This window comes from Ramlibacter sp., assembly GCF_036676645.1.
Taxonomy (GTDB): domain Bacteria; phylum Pseudomonadota; class Gammaproteobacteria; order Burkholderiales; family Burkholderiaceae_C; genus Ramlibacter.
The window spans coordinates 1-13,470 of record NZ_JAKFCM010000056.1; the positions used below are offsets into that span (position 1 = coordinate 1).

A 13,470-nucleotide genomic window follows, 5' to 3' on the forward strand; every position below is an offset into this window, starting at 1 on the left:
CAAGCTTGTGCGCTCTGAAGACGGCTGCGGCGCCAACTGTTTCATGAAGGGCCTCTTCTCATCGCCATGGATGAGTAGAGGATACCTCAAGAGCCTTGATTTATGTTAGCGCTAATGGGCGAAAGCCGGGATCCACCTCCGGGCCCATGAACACGCGCCGGCGATGTCCGGCGGTCGGGTGATGGATGGCGGGTCAGGCCCGCCATGACAACTCCCTCAGGTCCCCCCCACGCTCCCCGTCACCGGCAGCACGATCCCGGTGATGTAGCTCGCGCAGGAAGGCGCTGCCAGGAACACGTAGGCGGGCGACAACTCCTCCGGCTGCGCCGGGCGCTTGAAATCGGTCGACTGGCCGAACTGCGCCACCTTCTCCGCGGTCTGGTCGGCCGGATTGAGCGGCGTCCACACCGGGCCCGGCGCGATCGCGTTCACGCGGATGCCCTTGTCGATCAGGCTGGACGCCAGCGACATCGTGAAGGCATGGATCGCGCCCTTGGTGGCCGAATAGTCCAGCAGCTGGCCACTGCCGCGCAGCCCCACCACGGAGCCGGTGTTGATGATGGACGCCCCCCGCTTCAGGTGCGGCAGCGCGGCGCGCGCCATGTAGAAGTACCCGAAGATGTTGGTCTTCATGGTTTCCTCCAGCCGCTCGTCGGTGATGTCGGCCAGCGAGCCGGCGTGCTCCTGGAAGGCGGCGTTGTTCACCAGGATCTCGAGGTGGCCGAATTCGGCCACCGTCCGTTCCACCGCCTCGCGGCAGAACTTCGAATCCTTCACGTCGCCGCGCACCAGCAGGCAGCGCCGGCCCTCCCTTTCCACGCAGCGCCGGGTCTCCTCGGCGTCTTCCTGGGCACTGAGGTAGACGATGGCGACGTCGGCACCCTCGCGCGCATACAGGACCGCGACGGCCCGGCCTATGCCCGAGTCGCCGCCGGTGACCAGCGCCGCCATGCCCTCCAGCTTGCCGCTGCCGCGGTAGTCGGTCGCCATGAAGCGCGGCTGCAACTGCATGTCGGCTTCGATGCCCGGCTTTTCCAGATGCTGGGCCGGCATGTCCTGCGGCTGCGGGCGGCCGGTCTGCACCGCCTTGTCCTTCTGCTCGTGCGGGCCCTGGCCGGCTTCCTTCGCCCGGGCCTTGGCCTCGTCCTTGCGATCCTGTTCGCGCTGGATGTCGCGCTGCTTTTCGGCCGTGGCGTCGGCCGCGCCGCGAGCGCTGGGCTTTCTCTCCATCGTGGGGGCTCCTTCGGTCGGGTGTGCCCCACTATCGCCAGCGCCCTGAACCGGCGCTGTAGAACGGCGCGGTCCGCCGGCGTGGGAGCGGGCCTACAGGCCGGCGGCCTGCTTGGCGTGCAGCTTGGCCGCGATGTATTCGCCGTGCGTCACGTGCAGCAGGCCGGCGATGCGCGAGATCACGTGGTTCTCGTGCGCGTCGAGGCGGCCGTCGGCATAGGCGACCTGCCACAGCGTCTCGACGATCTGCACCTTCTCCGGCTGCGGCAGCTGCTCGTTCAGCTCGGTGGTGAACTGGTGGAAGCTGCCGGCGCTGCGCGAGGCCTGTTCGGCCATGGCGACCAGCTCGTCCAGCGCCTGCTCGCCGAGCGGAAAGCGCTGGCGCAGCGCCCGCAGCACGGATTCGCGCTCGGGCGCCGCCGTCTGCGGGTCGGCCCGCATGACTTCCACCAGCAGCACGGCGCAGGCCAGCTGCAGCGCCCCGGGATCGGGCCCCTCGGCGGCGGGTGCAGCGGTGAGGGAGGAGAGCAGGTCGCGGAAGGTCTTGAACATGGCGGGCAGGAGGTGGCCGCGGCGGCTGCGGCAGCCCCGTCGGCGGGTCGGCGGACGAATGGCCCGGCCTGGCCGCGCGAATTCGTGATCGCCCCGAGGAAGGAGAACTCAACGGGCCGAAAGTTCCTGCAGCCGCAGCGGGTCGACCGGCTTGGTCCAGTGCTGGTCGAAGCCGGCCGCGGCCGCCGCCTCCTTGTCCTGCGGCTGGCCCCAGCCGGTGAGCGCCACCAGCATGGGCTGGCGCACGCCTTCCAGCTTGCGGATGCGGCGGGCCACCTCGTAGCCGCTGATGTCCGGCAGGCCGATGTCCAGCAGCACCACGTCGGGCCGGAACTCGGCCGTGCAGTCCACGGCGGACAGGCCATCGTGCGCGATCCGCACTTCGATGCCCGACATCTTCAGCAGCTCGGCCACGGTGCTCGCCGCATCCTCGTTGTCGTCGACCACCAGCATGCGCCGCGCCGGCGGCTGGGTCGGCGCCGGCGCGGCCGGCCGCTCGCCGCCCGGTCCGGCACCGGCAGCGGCGGCTTCGCGCCGGTGCCGGGGCAGCACCACCACGAACTCGCTGCCCTTGTCGGGCCCCGCGCTGTGCGCTTCCACCTGGCCGCCATGCAGCCGCACCAGGCCATCGACCAGCGACAGGCCTATCCCCAGTCCGCCATGGTGGCGCTCGGCCGGATGTCCGGCCTGGGTGAACAGGCCGAACACCTTGCGCAACATTTCGGGCGCGATGCCGATGCCGCTGTCGCGCACGCGCACCACCAGGTCGTCCGCCCTCGTCTCCACCAGCACGTCGATGTGGCCGCCGCGCCGGGTGTACTTGGCGGCGTTGTTCAGCAGGTTGGAAAACACCTGGGTCAGGCGGGCCGGGTCGGCCACCAGGTCGGTCGACTCGTTGGGGAAGGCGATCGACAGCTGGTGGTGCGCGGCCTCGATGTGCGGCCGGCTGACCTCGACGGCGGCATTGATCGCGTGCACCAGGTTCGTGGGCTCCTTCTTCAGTTCGATCTTGCCGGCGGTGATGCGCGAGACGTCCAGCAGGTCATCCACCAGCCGGGACAGCTGGCCGACCTGGCGCTCGATGATGCCGCCCACCTGCTCGATGCGGTGCGGGTCCCCCTTGGCGCGCTTGATCAGCGACAGGCCGTTCCAGATCGGCGCCAGCGGGTTGCGCAGCTCGTGCGCCAGCGTGGCCAGGAAGACGTCCTTGGCGCGGTCGGACTCGCGCATCGCGGCCAGCAGCTGGGCGTTGTCGATCGCCACGGCCGCGCGGCGCGCCAGGTCCTCGGCCAGCGCCAGGTCCTCGGGTCCGTAGCGCCGGCCCGATCGCGAAGTGATGAAGGTCAGCACGCCCAGGGTGCGCCCGCGCGAGTTCAACGGGGCGCCGATGTACGAGCGCATGCCCAGCAGCCGCAGCATCTCGCGCAGGTGCTCGTCGGCCGCGCCGGCCTCCAGCATCTCGTCGCTGATTTCCGGCACCAGGTCGCCGCGGCCGGTCCGCAGCACATGCCAGGTGCCGATCGGCGACAGCGGATCGGGCGGATAGCGCTCGTGCATCTCGTGCAGCAGGCGCTCCTTGCCGGGGTCCACGTGGGCGGTCGCCACCCGCTGCAGGGACCCATCGGGCTGCTGCATGTCGACGGCACACCAGTCGGCAAAGCGCGGGACCGCCAGCCGCGCGATCCGGTCCAGCGTGCCCGTGTAGTCGTTGACCCCGGCCAGTTCGGCGCTGGCTTCGGCCAGGAACTTCAGGTCGTGCTCCACGTGCTTGCGCCGCGTGATGTCCACGCACACGCCGGACATCGACATCGCCCGGCCCCTGTCGTCGCGGCGCACGCGCCCGCGCGCCTCGATCCAGCGCACGCGGCCGTCGGGCCAGTGCACCCGGTATTCCACGCGGTGCCAGCCGGTGCGGACGATGGACTCGCGCAGCGCAGCGCGCACCTTGTCGCGGTCGCGCGGATCGATCGCTTCGAGGTAGGCCTCCCCGTGCAGCGGCGGCGAACCGGGCGGCAGCCCGTGCAGCCGCTCCATGCCCGGCCACCAGGTCGCAAGGCCACTTTCCAGGTCGATGCGCCAGACGCCCAGGCCACCGGCCTCCACGGCCAGTTGCAGGCGCTCCTCGCTCTCCTGCAGGGTGGCCGCCAGCCGGGCCATGTCCTGCGCAATGGGAAGCTTTCCCATGCCGGTCGGCTTGGACGGGGCGGCGGGCGGCTGCGGCTGCTCGGGCTGGGGCATGTCGATTCGCACTAATTCCTGGAGCGTATGCGCAATCGCCCAGTCAGGTGGCGCGGCGCCGAGCCAGCGCGACACCTCGCCCGGTTGGCCCAGGCCACGACGCCGGACCGCCCGGGGCCTGCCGAGTCCGCTACTCTTATGGGAGCAGCGCATCGGGTTCCGCGCCCGTAACAAATGCATCCAGCGGTCCCACGGGTGGGTTCGCAGCGGCGGATCGGCGGCGGGCGCCGCAAGGCTCAGAGGAAGGAAGCGGCGATGGGCGGCAGCGGCGCCTGCACGTCGGCGTTCTGTGCGCGGTGGCGCAGGACGTGGTCCATGACGACCAGCGCCAGCATCGCCTCGGCGATGGGCGTGGCCCGGATGCCGACGCAGGGATCGTGGCGGCCCCGGGTGACCACCTGGGTGCGCTGGCCGCGCACGTCGATGCTCTCGCGCGGGCTGATGATGGAGCTGGTGGGCTTGATCGCGATCGAGACCTCGAGGTCCTGGCCGGTGCTGATGCCGCCCAGGACGCCGCCGGCGTTGTTGCTGGCGAAGCCCTGCGGCGTGAGCGAATCGCCGTGCGTGGTGCCGCGCTGGGGGACGCTGGCGAAACCGGCGCCGATCTCCACGCCCTTGACCGCATTGATGCCCATCATGGCCCAGGCGATGTCGGCATCCAGCTTGTCGTACAGCGGCTCGCCCAGCCCGACCGGCACGTTGCCGGCCGTGACACGGATGCGCGCCCCGCAGGAGTCGCCCGCCTTGCGCAGGGAGTCCATGTACGCCTCCAGGCGCGACACGTCGGCGACCGGCGCGAAGAATGGATTGTTCGGCACGTGGTCCCAGGACTCGAAGCCGACCTCAAGCTCGCCCAGCTGCTGCATGCAGCCGCGGAACACCATGCCGTGCCGGAGGGCCAGCCACTTCCTGGCGACGGCGCCGGCCGCCACCATGGGCGCGGTGAGCCGGGCCGAGGAGCGGCCGCCGCCGCGCGGATCGCGCAGGCCGTACTTCTGCAGGTAGGTGTAGTCGGCGTGGCCGGGCCGGAAGGCCTGCGCGACTTCGCCGTAGTCCTTGCTGCGCTGGTCGGTGTTGCGGATCAGCAGGGCGATCGGCGTGCCGGTGGTCCTGCCTTCGTAGACCCCCGAGAGGATTTCGACCCGGTCGGCTTCCTGGCGCTGCGTGACGTGCCGGCTGGTGCCCGGCCGGCGCCGGTCGAGGTCGGGCTGGATGTCGGCCTCCGACAGCTCCAGGCCGGGCGGGCAGCCGTCGATCACGCACCCGATGGCCGGCCCATGCGACTCACCGAAATTGGTGACCGCGAACAGGGTGCCGAAGGTGTTGCCGCTCATTTGTTCATTATGACGAATGACGAATGAGGCACGTCATCGATGCCGCGCAGCGGCGAGGTCATTCGTGACGCGAGCGCAGCTCGCAACCGCGCTACAGCGAAGCGGTGGGCTGCGAGTCCTCGCCGCTCGGCCAGTCGCGGATGTAGGCCTTGAGCATGCGATTCTCGAAGTTCTGGCTGTCCACCACCGCCTTGGCCACGTCGTAGAAGCTGATCACGCCCATCAGCATGCGCCTGTCCATCACCGGCATGTAGCGCGCGTGCCGGTCCAGCATCATGCGGCGCACCTCGTCCAGCTCGGTCTCCGCGGTGCAGGTGAGCGGCGCGTCGTCCATGGCGCTGCGCACCAGGCGCTCGCCGATCACGCCGCCGTTCTTCACGATGCACTGGATCACCTCGCGGAAGGTGAGCATGCCCACCAGGTCGCCGTGCTCGATCACCACCAGCGAGCCGATGTCCTTGTCGGCCATCACCGAGATCGCGGTGGCCAGCGGCTCGTCGGGGTTGACGGTGTAGAGCGTGTTGCCCTTGACGCGCAGGATGTCGCTGACCTTCATGGCTTTCTCCTCGAGCCGCGCCCACGGGCGGGTGCGGATGAATATAGCCCACAATTCCAGCCGTACACAACGACGGCAAGCACCTGCAGGAGACCCATGCCCGGCTATTCCGACCCCGGCTTCGACACCCTCGCGCTGCACGCGGGGGCCGCGCCCGACCCCACGACCGGCGCGCGCGCCGTACCGATCCACCTGACCACCTCGTTCGTCTTCGAGTCGAGCGACCATGCGGTGTCGCTTTTCAACCTCGAGCGTTCCGGCTACGTCTATTCGCGCATCAGCAATCCCACCAACGCGGTGCTGGAGCAGCGGGTGTCGGCGCTGGAAGGCGGCATCGGCGCCATCGCCACGGCCAGCGGGCAGGCGGCGCTGCACCTGACCATCGCCACGCTGATGGGTTCGGGCTCGCACATCGTCGCCAGCACGGCCGTGTACGGCGGCACCCAGAACCTTTTGCACTACACGCTGCCGCGCTTCGGCATCGAGACCAGCTTCGTCAAGCCGGGCGACATCGACGGCTGGCGCGCCGCCATCCGGCCGAACACCCGCCTGCTGTTCGGCGAGACGGTCGGCAACCCCGGGCTGGACGTGCTGGACATCCCGACGGTGTCGGCCATCGCCCATGAAGCCGGCCTGCCGCTGCTGGTCGACTCCACCTTCACCACGCCCTGGCTGCAAAAGCCGCTGGAACTGGGCGCCGACCTGGTCTACCACTCGGCCACCAAGTTCCTCTCGGGCCACGGCACGGTGATCGGCGGCATCGTGGTCGACGGCGGCAGCTTCGACTGGGACCGCTGCGGCAAGTTCGACGTGCTCACGCGCCCCTACGACGGCTTCCACGGCATGGTGTTCAGCGAGGAGTCCACCGTCGGCGCCTTCCTGCTGCGGGCCCGCCGTGAAGGCCTGCGCGATTTCGGCGCCTGCATGAGCCCGCACACGGCCTGGCTGATCCTGCAGGGCATCGAGACCCTGCCGCTGCGCATGGAGCGCCACATGCGCAACACCGAGAAGGTGGTGCAGTTCCTGGCTTCGCACCCCTTCGTGCAGAGCGTCGGGCACCCGATGCTGGAGTCGCACCCCGGGCATGCGCTCGCGCGCAAGCTGCTGCCCCGGGGCGCCGGCTCGGTGTTCAGCTTCGACCTGCGCGGCAACCGCGCCCAGGGCCGCACCTTCATCGAGTCGCTCAAGGTGTTCAGCCACCTGGCCAACGTGGGCGACTGCCGCTCGCTGGTGATCCACCCGGCCAGCACCACCCACTTCCGCATGACCGACGAAGCGCTGGCCGGCGCGGGCATCGGACAGGGGACGATCCGGCTGTCGATCGGGCTGGAAGACCCCGACGACCTGATCGACGACCTGAAGCGGGCGCTCAAGGCCGCAGAGAAGGCGGCCTGACATGGAGTTGACCGTCCACGGCCACGCGGCCTATTGCTACACCGGCGGCAAGCCCTTCGACCCCGCCCGGCCCACCGTCGTCTTCATCCACGGCGTGCTCAACGACCACAGCGTCTGGATCCTGCAGACGCGCTGGTTCGCCCACCACGGCTGGAACGTGCTGGCGGTGGACCTGCCGGGCCACTGCCGCAGCGGCGGCGAGGCACCGGCCTCGGTGGAGGAAGGCGCCCGCTTCATCCTGGACCTGCTGGACGCGGCCGGCGTGCAGCGGGCGGCGCTGGTGGGCCACAGCTTCGGCTCGCTGATCGCACTGGAGGCAGCCGCCCAGGCGCCGGCGCGCATCGACCGCATCGCGCTGGTCGGCACCGCGTTCCCGATGAAGGTATCGCCCGCCCTGCTGGACAACGCCCTGAATGCGCCGCAGAAGGCGATCGACATGGTCAACGTGTTCTCGCACTCGATGCTGGCACCGCCGCCGTCGACGCTGGGGGCCGGCACCTGGGTGCAGGGCGGCGCGCGCGCGCTGATGCGGCGCGTGCTGGCCAGCAACCCGAAGGTGAACGTCTTCCACCGCGGCTTCAGCGCCTGCGACGGCTACCGGGGCGGCGAGGCGGCGATGGAAAGGCTGCAGTGCCCGGTGCTGTTCGTGCTGGGGCGCCATGACGCGATGACGCCGCCTCGTGCCGCGCAGCCGCTGCAGGCCAAGGCGAAGGACGGCCGCACGGTGCTGGTGGAGGGAGGCCACGACATGATGGCCGAAGCCCCCGACGAGGTGCTGGCCGCGCTCAAGTCCTTCCTCAAACCCTGACCGGAGGCGCGTCGCCATGAACGCCGATGCCATCACGCCGCCCATGAGCGCGCAGCGCGCGCAGGCGATCGCCGCCTCCTTCGACCTGCGCGAGCTGCCGCCGGACTTCTATGCCAATCCGTTCCCGGTGTATGCGGCGCTGCGCGAGCGCGAGCCGGTGCGGCACATGCCCGACGGCTCCTGGTTCCTCACGCGCTATGCCGACCTGGTGGCGGTGTACCGCGACGCGCACACCTTCAGCTCGGACAAGAAGGTCGAGTTCACGCCCAAGTACGGCGCCGGCTCGCCGCTGCTGGCCCACCACACGACCAGCCTGGTGTTCAACGACCCGCCGCTGCACACCCGGGTGCGCAAGCTGATCATGGGTGCGCTCACCCGGCGCGCCATCGCCGGCATGGAGCCGGGCCTGGTGACCCTGGTGGACGGGCTGCTCGACCGCATCGAGGCCCGGGGCGGCGGCGACCTGGTCGAGGACTTCGCCGCGGCCATCCCGGTGGAGATCATCGGCAACCTGCTGGGCGTGCCGCACGAGGAGCGCGGACCGCTGCGCGACTGGTCGCTGGCGATCCTGGGGGCGCTGGAGCCCCGGCTCACGCCCGCGCAGGAGGTGGCCGGCAACCGCAGCGTGGTCGAGATGCTGAACTACCTCAAGGGCCTGGTGGCACACCGCCGGCACCACCCGGGCGACCCCGAGCACGACGTGCTGACCCGGCTGATCCAGGGCGAAGGCGGCGACCAGCTCGGCGAGCACGAGCTGCTGCAGAACTGCATCTTCATCCTCAACGCCGGCCACGAGACCACCACCAACCTGATCGGCAACGCGCTGGTGGCGCTGCAGGAATGGCCGCAGCAGAAGGACTGGCTGCTGCGCACGATCGGCGCGAAGCCGGACTGGCAGGTGCTGGAGCCGGCGATGTCGCTGGCCGTGGACGAGTTCCTTCGCTTCGAGTCGTCCAACCAGCTCGGCAACCGGCGCGCGCTGGCCGCCTGCGAGGTCGGCGGCGTGCCGCTGCCCGAAGGCGCGCTGGTGACGCTGTGCATAGGCGCGGCCAACCGCGACCCGGCGCAGTTCGAGCGCCCCGACGAGCTGGACCTTGCGCGCGCGAACAACCGCCACCTGGCCTTCGGCTTCGGCATCCACCAGTGCGCCGGGCTCAGCCTGGCCCGGCTGGAAGGACGGGTGGCCATCGGGCGGTTCCTGGCACGGTTTCCGCACTACCGGCTGACCGAGCCGCCGTTGCGCGGCGGGCGGGCGCGCTTTCGCGGATTCCTGCACGCGCGCTTCGCGCTGGCCTAGACTGCGTTTCGTCAGGAACGACAGGAGACGAACATGGCCGACACCACCGCGCAATCGGGCTTCCGCAGCTTCGCCGAGTTCTATCCCTTCTACCTGGGGGAGCACGGCAACCGCACCTGCCGCCGCCTGCACTTCGTGGGCACCAGCGTCGGCACCGCGCTGCTGATCGCCGCCATCGTGACGCTCAATGCCTGGTACCTGCTCGCCGGGCTGGTGGCCGGCTATGCCTTCGCCTGGGTCGGCCACTTCGCCTTCGAGAAGAACCGCCCCGCCACCTTCAGGCACCCGGTGTGGAGCTTCATGGGCGACTACGCGATGTACAGGGACATCTGGCTGGGGAAGATCCCGCTCTAGACGACGTCCTTCAAGTACAGGCGCGAGAAGCCGCCCTTGTCCCACAGGCCCTGCGTGGCATCGGTGCGCGGCAGCAGCAGGTGCCGCAGCAGCGGCTCCAGCGCCGTCGACTGCACATCGGCCAGCAGCACGTAGCGGGTGCCGACGTCGTCGTCGACCTCGTTCAGGCGGCCGATCCAGTCCAGCTGCACCAGCGTCTCCAGTACCGGCTCCAGCTGCAGCGGGCCGACCTGCAGGGCGGCGACCAGTTCGTCGATGTCCATGCCGCGGCGGGCCGACGCGCGCGCGCCATGGAGCTGCTGCAGCACCTCCAGCGCCAGCTGGAAGGGCCAGCCCGGCCCGCCGGTCACGCGCCGGGTGGCGCCCAGCAGGGCCGGCAGGTAGGCGGCGACCACGGCCCCCAGCAGCACCACCAGCCAGGCCACGTAGATCCAGACCAGCAGGATGGGCAGGGTGGCGAAGGCGCCGTACACCGCCGAGTAGCTGGGCACCAGGCCCAGGTACCAGGCCAGCAGCCGCTTGGCGACCTCGATGCCCAGCGCCGCGAACACGCCCCCCGCCACGGCATGCCCGATGCGCACCGGCGTGTTCGGCACGAAGCGGTACAGCGCCGCCAGCCCGCCGGCCAGCAGCACGAACTCCAGCACGTCCAGCAGGAACTGCAGGCCGCCCGGGATGCCGCGCACCAGCCCGCGGGAGGCATACACGGCGTAGGAGGTGGCGCTCAGGCTGGCCCCCAGCAGCAGCGGCCCCAGCGTCATCACCGCCCAGTAGATCAGCACCCGCTGCGCCAGCGGCCGCACGCGCCTGACGCGCCAGATGCCGTTGAGGGTGCGGTCCATGGTCAGCACCAGCGCGATGGCCGATGCGAACAGCAAGGCCAGGCCCGCCGCCCCCAGGCGGCTGGCCTTGCCGGCGAACTGGGTCAGGTAGCCCAGCACCTGCCGTGCGATGGCATCGGGTACCAGGCTTTGCACCAGCCACTGCTGCACGGTGCCCTGCAGCTTGTTGAACATGGGGAAGGCGGTGAACACCGCCAGCGTCACGGTGACCAGCGGCACCAGCGCGATCATGGTGGTGAAGGTCAGGCTGCTGGCGCTGACGCCCAGCCGGTCTTCCCGGAACCGCTCGCCCAGCGTGCGCGCCGTCGAGAGCCAGGGAAAGCGCGAAAGCTCGGCGAGCAGCGGGGCGATTTTCATCGGCCGCTATGATGCCATCGGCCATGGACACGATGCCTTCTTCCGCGATCGCAGCGCCCCCTTCGCTGCGGATCATCCGGGCGCTGGCGGTCGGCAGCCTGCTGGCGCTGGTCGCCCTGGGGCTGGCCTGGGAGCTGTGGCTGGCGCCGCTGCGGCCCGGCGGCTCCCTCTGGGCGCTGAAGGTGGTGCCGCTGCTGTTCCCGCTCGCCGGATTCCTGCGCCACCGCCTGTACACCTACCGCTGGGTCAGCCTGCTGGTCTGGCTGTATTTCGCCGAGGGCGTGATGCGCGCCTGGAACGATCCGGTCGCGCCGCCCTGGCTGCCCATCCTCGAAATCATCCTGTGCCTGGTCCTGTTCACCGCCTGCGCGCTGCACGTGCGCCTGCGCCTGGGCGGGCGCAGAAGGAAGCAAGCGTGAACCCCCTGATCGACAAGCTGCGCGCCGCCGTCGGCGCGGCCAACGTACTGACCGAAGGCGACCTGGGCGCCTGGGAGCAGGACTGGCGCCGGCGGGTGCGTGGCAAGGCGCTGGCCGTCGTGCGGCCCGGCAGCACCGCCGAAGTCGCTGCGGTGGTCCGGGCCTGCGCCGAATCGGGCACGAGCATCGTGCCGCAGGGCGGCAACACCGGGCTGGTGTGCGGCGGCGTGCCGGACGAAAGCGGCACCCAGGTCGTCCTGAGTCTGCAGCGCATGACGGCGGTGCGGGCGATCGATCGCGAGAACCTGACGCTGACGGTGGAGGCCGGCTGCATCCTGCAGTCGGTGCAGGAGGCGGCCGAGCAGGCCGGGCTGCTGTTCCCTCTCAGCCTGGCCGCCGAGGGCAGCTGCACCATCGGCGGCAACCTGGCCACCAATGCCGGCGGAACGCAGGTGGTGCGCTACGGCAACACGCGCGAGCTGTGCCTCGGGCTGGAGGTGGTGACGGCGCAAGGCGAAATCTGGGACGGGCTTTCCGGCCTGCGCAAGGACAACACCGGCTACGACCTGCGCCAGCTGTTCATCGGCAGCGAAGGCACGCTGGGCGTGATCACCGCCGCGACCCTCAAGCTCTTCCCCCGGCCCGCGGCGAGCCTGACGGCCTGGGCCGCCGTGCCGTCGATGGAGCACGCCGTGCGGCTGCTCGAACTCGCGCACGCGCGGCTCGGGTCCGGCCTGACCGGCTTCGAGGTCATGGGGCGCTTCGCGTTGTCGCTGGTGAGCAAGCACTTCCCGCAGCAGCGCGTGCCCTTCGCCGGCGAGAGCCCCTGGGGCGTGTTGCTGGAGAACGCCGATCACGAATCGGAAGCGCATGCGCGCGGGCAGTTCGAAGGACTGCTGGAGGCCGCGCTGGAGCAGGGGCTGGTCACCGATGCCGTGGTGGCCGAGAACCTGGCGCAGGCCGCGCAGCTCTGGCACGTGCGCGAGAGCATCCCGCTGGCGCAGGCCCAGGAAGGCCTGAACATCAAGCACGACATCTCGGTGCCGATCTCGCGCATTCCGGCCTTCTGCGAGGAAACCGATGCGCTGCTGGCGCGCGAGATCGCGGGCGTGCGGCTGGTGAACTTCGGCCACCTGGGCGACGGCAACCTGCACTACAACGTGCAGGCGCCCGAGGGCGCCGACGGCCCGGCCTTCCTGCGTGAGCAGGAGGATCGCGTCAACGACCTGGTGTACGGGCAGGTGCGCCGCTTCGGCGGCTCGATCTCGGCCGAGCACGGCGTCGGCGCGCTCAAGGCGCAATCCCTGCCGGACTACAAGTCGCCGGTGGCGCTGTCGATGATGCGGGCGGTGAAGCAGGCGCTGGACCCCGCCGGCCTGCTCAATCCGGGGCGTGTTGTGCGCATATAATGTGCGCATCCACCATGGAGCCCTCCCATGTTCAGTTTCGGCGACGCGCCCAAGAAGGCCACCAACCTGTCCCTCAACAGCAAGGTGCTGGAGATGGCCCGTGAACTGGGAATGAACGTCTCGCAGACGGTGGACGAGCTACTCGCCGCCGAGGTGCGCCGGCGCTACTGGGAGCGCTGGAGCGAAGAAAACAGGGAAGCGATCGCCGAGTACAACGCGCGGATCGCGCGCGAGGGGCTTCCCCTGGCGAAGTACCGCACTTTCTGACCCATGGCGCGCTTCGACGTCTATGCGCATCCGGATGCCGCCCTGCGCAAGGGCACGCCGTTCCTGCTGGACGTGCAGAACGAGTTCATTGAGGAACTCGACACCCGTGTGGTAATTCCCATGCGACCCGTCTCGCGCTTGCACCACCGGCTGCGCGACCTGCATCCGGAGTTCGAGGTGGAGGGCACGCGAGTGGTGCTCGACACGCCGGCCCTGGCGGCTTTTCCGGCTCGCGAACTCACCCGTCGTGTCGCCAACCTCGGCAAGCAGAGGACCGACATCCTGGCGGCCATGGACAGCCTTTTTGGATCCTGGTGAACCGATACATGCGCGAAGCATCCCGCAGCCAGACGACAAGTCTCCTGTGGCGCTGCCGGTGCTGCTGAGGGCGATTCAGTAGGCACCGGGCGAC

Annotated in this window: 14 protein-coding genes; 8 read left to right on the plus strand and 6 right to left on the minus strand. The window is 70.1% G+C overall.

Annotation, left to right across the window (positions count from 1 at the left end):
- Positions 1-216 precede the first annotated feature (216 nt).
- The 5 genes from V6M57_RS09465 to V6M57_RS09485 all read right to left on the minus strand — a co-directional run bounded on the left by V6M57_RS09465 (position 217) and on the right by V6M57_RS09485 (position 5,910).
- Positions 217-1,230, minus strand: a complete 1,014-nt coding sequence (locus V6M57_RS09465; RefSeq protein ID WP_332814739.1) for an SDR family oxidoreductase — start codon at positions 1,228-1,230, stop codon at positions 217-219.
- Positions 1,231-1,323: 93 nt separating this feature from the next.
- Positions 1,324-1,782, minus strand: a complete 459-nt coding sequence (locus V6M57_RS09470; RefSeq protein ID WP_332814740.1) for a tellurite resistance TerB family protein — start codon at positions 1,780-1,782, stop codon at positions 1,324-1,326.
- A 108-nt stretch (positions 1,783-1,890) separates the two neighbouring features.
- Entirely contained in the window at positions 1,891-3,966 is a 2,076-nt protein-coding gene (locus V6M57_RS09475) for a hybrid sensor histidine kinase/response regulator (RefSeq protein WP_332814741.1), read from the minus strand.
- Positions 3,967-4,256: 290 nt separating this feature from the next.
- The gene (gene aroC / locus V6M57_RS09480; protein ID WP_332814742.1) at positions 4,257-5,354 is read right to left on the minus strand and encodes a chorismate synthase; all 1,098 of its coding nucleotides are present in this window, start codon (positions 5,352-5,354) and stop codon (positions 4,257-4,259) included.
- Positions 5,355-5,445: 91 nt separating this feature from the next.
- A complete protein-coding gene (locus V6M57_RS09485) occupies positions 5,446-5,910 on the minus strand; it encodes a CBS domain-containing protein (RefSeq protein WP_332814743.1) in 465 nt (154 codons plus the stop codon).
- A 96-nt stretch (positions 5,911-6,006) separates the two neighbouring features.
- On the opposite strand from V6M57_RS09485, the gene V6M57_RS09490 reads away from it, so the two are divergent.
- The 4 genes from V6M57_RS09490 to V6M57_RS09505 are packed head-to-tail and all read left to right on the plus strand — an operon-like array spanning position 6,007 to position 9,764.
- A complete protein-coding gene (locus tag V6M57_RS09490) occupies positions 6,007-7,305 on the plus strand; it encodes an O-acetylhomoserine aminocarboxypropyltransferase (RefSeq protein ID WP_332814744.1) in 1,299 nt (432 codons plus the stop codon).
- Position 7,306: 1 nt separating this feature from the next.
- On the plus strand, positions 7,307-8,113 hold the full coding sequence (locus tag V6M57_RS09495) for an alpha/beta fold hydrolase (protein WP_332814745.1): 807 nt from the start codon (positions 7,307-7,309) through the stop codon (positions 8,111-8,113).
- A 16-nt stretch (positions 8,114-8,129) separates the two neighbouring features.
- The gene (locus tag V6M57_RS09500) at positions 8,130-9,410 is read left to right on the plus strand and encodes a cytochrome P450 (RefSeq protein WP_332814746.1); all 1,281 of its coding nucleotides are present in this window, start codon (positions 8,130-8,132) and stop codon (positions 9,408-9,410) included.
- A gap of 33 nt (positions 9,411-9,443) precedes the next feature.
- A complete protein-coding gene (locus V6M57_RS09505; protein ID WP_332814747.1) occupies positions 9,444-9,764 on the plus strand; it encodes an Mpo1-like protein in 321 nt (106 codons plus the stop codon).
- On the opposite strand, the gene V6M57_RS09510 is transcribed toward V6M57_RS09505, so the two are convergent.
- A complete protein-coding gene (locus tag V6M57_RS09510; protein ID WP_332814748.1) occupies positions 9,761-10,963 on the minus strand; it encodes a YihY family inner membrane protein in 1,203 nt (400 codons plus the stop codon). The genes V6M57_RS09505 and V6M57_RS09510 overlap by 4 nt on opposite strands.
- Before the next feature lie 32 nt (positions 10,964-10,995).
- Here V6M57_RS09510 and V6M57_RS09515 point away from each other — a divergent pair, with 32 nt between their 5' ends.
- The 4 genes from V6M57_RS09515 to V6M57_RS09530 are packed head-to-tail and all read left to right on the plus strand — an operon-like array spanning position 10,996 to position 13,376.
- Positions 10,996-11,382, plus strand: a complete 387-nt coding sequence (locus tag V6M57_RS09515; RefSeq protein ID WP_332814778.1) for a DUF2069 domain-containing protein — start codon at positions 10,996-10,998, stop codon at positions 11,380-11,382.
- Positions 11,379-12,791, plus strand: coding sequence for an FAD-binding oxidoreductase (locus tag V6M57_RS09520; protein ID WP_332814749.1), 1,413 nt, complete (start codon positions 11,379-11,381; stop codon positions 12,789-12,791). Before V6M57_RS09515 ends, V6M57_RS09520 begins: the two co-directional genes overlap by 4 nt.
- 27 nt (positions 12,792-12,818) lie before the next feature.
- Positions 12,819-13,058 (plus strand): type II toxin-antitoxin system CcdA family antitoxin, encoded by a 240-nt coding sequence (locus tag V6M57_RS09525; RefSeq protein ID WP_332814750.1) that lies wholly within the window; start codon positions 12,819-12,821, stop codon positions 13,056-13,058.
- Positions 13,059-13,061: 3 nt separating this feature from the next.
- Entirely contained in the window at positions 13,062-13,376 is a 315-nt protein-coding gene (locus V6M57_RS09530; protein WP_332814751.1) for a CcdB family protein, read from the plus strand.
- Positions 13,377-13,470 lie beyond the last annotated feature (94 nt).

What these genes read in the sequence shown, in the direction of transcription:
- V6M57_RS09490 (WP_332814744.1), top strand. Translation starts at nt 6,007, where the DNA reads ATGCCCGGCTATTCCGACCCCGGCTTCGACACCCTCGCGCTGCACGCG.
- V6M57_RS09485 (WP_332814743.1), bottom strand. Translation starts at nt 5,910, where the DNA reads ATGAAGGTCAGCGACATCCTGCGCGTCAAGGGCAACACGCTCTACACC.
- V6M57_RS09465 (WP_332814739.1), bottom strand. Translation starts at nt 1,230, where the DNA reads ATGGAGAGAAAGCCCAGCGCTCGCGGCGCGGCCGACGCCACGGCCGAA.
- V6M57_RS09470 (WP_332814740.1), bottom strand. Translation starts at nt 1,782, where the DNA reads ATGTTCAAGACCTTCCGCGACCTGCTCTCCTCCCTCACCGCTGCACCC.
- aroC (WP_332814742.1), bottom strand. Translation starts at nt 5,354, where the DNA reads ATGAGCGGCAACACCTTCGGCACCCTGTTCGCGGTCACCAATTTCGGT.
- V6M57_RS09505 (WP_332814747.1), top strand. Translation starts at nt 9,444, where the DNA reads ATGGCCGACACCACCGCGCAATCGGGCTTCCGCAGCTTCGCCGAGTTC.
- V6M57_RS09525 (WP_332814750.1), top strand. Translation starts at nt 12,819, where the DNA reads ATGTTCAGTTTCGGCGACGCGCCCAAGAAGGCCACCAACCTGTCCCTC.
- V6M57_RS09510 (WP_332814748.1), bottom strand. Translation starts at nt 10,963, where the DNA reads ATGAAAATCGCCCCGCTGCTCGCCGAGCTTTCGCGCTTTCCCTGGCTC.
- V6M57_RS09495 (WP_332814745.1), top strand. Translation starts at nt 7,307, where the DNA reads ATGGAGTTGACCGTCCACGGCCACGCGGCCTATTGCTACACCGGCGGC.
- V6M57_RS09500 (WP_332814746.1), top strand. Translation starts at nt 8,130, where the DNA reads ATGAACGCCGATGCCATCACGCCGCCCATGAGCGCGCAGCGCGCGCAG.
- V6M57_RS09475 (WP_332814741.1), bottom strand. Translation starts at nt 3,966, where the DNA reads ATGGGAAAGCTTCCCATTGCGCAGGACATGGCCCGGCTGGCGGCCACC.
- V6M57_RS09530 (WP_332814751.1), top strand. Translation starts at nt 13,062, where the DNA reads ATGGCGCGCTTCGACGTCTATGCGCATCCGGATGCCGCCCTGCGCAAG.
- V6M57_RS09515 (WP_332814778.1), top strand. Translation starts at nt 10,996, where the DNA reads ATGCCTTCTTCCGCGATCGCAGCGCCCCCTTCGCTGCGGATCATCCGG.